General features: G+C 57.8%; 1 protein-coding gene. It reads right to left on the minus strand.

What is annotated here, in order from left to right; genetic code table 11:
• A partial coding sequence (locus MCRY_RS22155; protein ID WP_176234555.1) for a type I restriction endonuclease subunit R occupies window positions 1-2,347 on the minus strand: 2,347 nt, incomplete at its 3' end.
• Between the last annotated feature and the right edge of the window lie 385 nt (window positions 2,348-2,732).

Below are 2,732 nucleotides of genomic sequence, written 5' to 3' on the forward strand. Positions count from 1 at the left end.
AGCAGGTGTTCAAATGCACGTGGAATACGCATTCAAGCTCCTCAATGTCGAGTTGTGTCAGTGGTCGCCCAGTCTTCAGGCGCTGTAGCGCAATATGGTCACCGTGCCTCAACAAGAATTCGCGCGCCTTCTTTTTGAAGGCTGCGAAATCCGCGGCTGGGTTCAGCGCAATGTTTGTGGCTTCTCCGAGTTCATCTTCGAAGTCAGTGTAAAGAATGCTGCGCGAAGTCTGATCGATGAGATGCACGATGTCACGCAAACGCAGCCGCGCACTCTCAGCTATCGGCACTGTTAGGCCTTCCCACCATGCTTCGGTTTGGATCTCCTCGATCAGCTCTGCCTGTCTGGCTACTGCAGGAATTTCCAATTTTGTGGAAAGCGCAGTGACGATCTCTAATATCTTTCGGCGACAGGCTTCCATTTTGGGCGACCGGCCCATCAACGCAAGTTGGAGCCCAAACACAACGAGGTCGAAGCGTTTGGCTTCCTCACTCCCGAGTTCAGCATCACTTGGCAGCGACGCCAATTCAGATAACTGCTCAACCGCCTCGTCGGACAAGTCGGACCACGGCGCGTCGTCTGCCTGCCAAGTTTCAACCGAGCGCAGATGATTTCGGACAACGAAAGAAGCGTTATTCAGACCCATCACGAAACGCTGCACATCGGTGACAATACCCATCCGGGCATTTCTCAGCGCTTCCGCGCTGTTTTGCTCCAGCCGTTCCGTTGGAGAGTCCACCAGATCATCAATTGAACGAGCAACCTGAAGCCGCGTCTCGATAAGACGCTCTGTCAGTGATTTGGGAACCGACGGGTCGGTCAGCTCCGAGTTTGAGCCGAAGAACTCCAAGTTTCCGCATACGTCGAAGATCCGAAACTCAGTTTTGTCTTGCCCTGGACCAAAAAGCTCCGGCCTCAGACGTGTGCCACGACCGACCATCTGCCAGAATTTTGTCTTCGAACGCACCAGTTTGAAGAACACGAGATTGACCACGTCAGGCACGTCCACGCCTGTGTCCATCATATCTACGGAGATCGCGATCTGAGGCTCTCGTTCGGGCACCTCAAACGCTTCAATAAGGCTTTGCGCGTAGCTTTCTCCATGCACAATGCGTCGGGCAAAAGTGCCGCCATAATTCGGCCAACCGGCGTTGAACCTTTCCTCAATGAATGTCGCATGGGCTTTGTTAGCAGCGAAGATGATCGTTTTGCCGATCTTGTCGCCCCCGGCCACGCGGATACCGTTTTCCATGACGTGGGCCAACACCTTATCCACGGTGTCCGAGTTGAAGAGATACTTGTTGATTTCAGACGCAGCCACGGCATCGCGCGGACCGGTTTCACCCCAGTCGAGCTCATCCCACTGGTCTTTTTCCTCGTTCGACAGATCGTCGTAGCGGATACCCTCCCGCATGAACCGCGTCGGTAGCGAAATCGGTTCAAAGGGCACAAGGAAACCGTCCTCAATCGCTTCTTCGAGCCCGTAGAAGTCAGTGGGTTGTCCGGGGTCGAGATCGAACAGCCGGTAGGTATCGCGGTCCACTTCGTCGCGGGGCGTGGCTGTCAGCCCCACCAGGTAGCTGTCAAACCATTCAAAAATCGCCCGGTAGCGTTTGTAGATCGACCGATGTGCCTCATCGATGATCACCAGGTCGAAATGCCCAGGCCCAAAGCGCCTACCGGAATGGTCGGCGCGGTCGATCAGGTTCATCATGGTTGGATAGGTGGAGACATAGACCCGGCCCGTGCCAGATGGGTCGGTCACCAGGTTCACAGGAGAGCTGTCCGGCATATGGGCCGCGAAGGCATTTCGCGCCTGGCGGACGAGGCTGATGCGGTCACAAAGAAAGAGGGCGCGCTTTACCAAACCTGCGCGAACCATCATGTCAACAAGGGCAATCACCGTCCGGGTTTTGCCCGTGCCTGTTGCCATAACCAGAAGTGCCTTGCGGGAGCCGGCGTCGAAATGCTCGGCGATCCTCGTCAGTGCCCTTGTCTGGTAGGGGCGCCCGGCGATGGAAGCTTTGGGCTTCTGTTCCGCCAGTGGCTTCGCTTCACTCCGGCGGGCGATCATCTCGCCCAGCTCTTGCGCGGTCTTGAAACCACCCAGTCGGCGCGGCGGAATGCTCCGGGCGTCGTCCCAGATCCAGTGCTCGTAGCCGTTGGTGTAGAAGATGACCGGGCGGCGGCCGTGCATCTGCTCCAGCGCGTCCGCATAGAGCTTCGCCTGCTGTTGCCCGTCGGAAGGCGAACGTCGTGCGCGCTTTGCCTCGACCACTGCGAGCGGCAAGCCGTCCGCGCCCCACAGAACGTAATCCGCGAACCCGTGACCCTGCTCATTGGGCATCGGTTCTACGCGGTATTCCAGATCCCGGCCTTCTCTCAGATCGGACCATCCGGACTCGGCCAGCAGGAGGTCAATGAAGCGCGACCGAGTTTCGGCCTCGTTGTAATCGTGCGGGTCTGCGGTCTGGTTCGCACGCTCTTGCGCCACTTCAGCCCGTTTCGCTTTCAACGCTTCGTCAAGGCTGGCATATCTTGAACGCAGGTCTTCCAGCTCTTCCGTGCGTGCCTGAAGTTCCTGATCCGTTGATTGAATGCGAGCTCGGGCGTCGCGGATCAGGTCGAGCCGGGCGGTCAGCGGAGCCGGGTCGAAATCGTTTGGCTCTGGCGGCTTCTGACGGCGGGCATAGGTGCGGCCGAACCAGTGCAGGACGTGGTGAAGCTCCTTC

It is taken from the genome of Marivita cryptomonadis (assembly GCF_002115725.1).
Taxonomy (GTDB): domain Bacteria; phylum Pseudomonadota; class Alphaproteobacteria; order Rhodobacterales; family Rhodobacteraceae; genus Marivita; species Marivita cryptomonadis.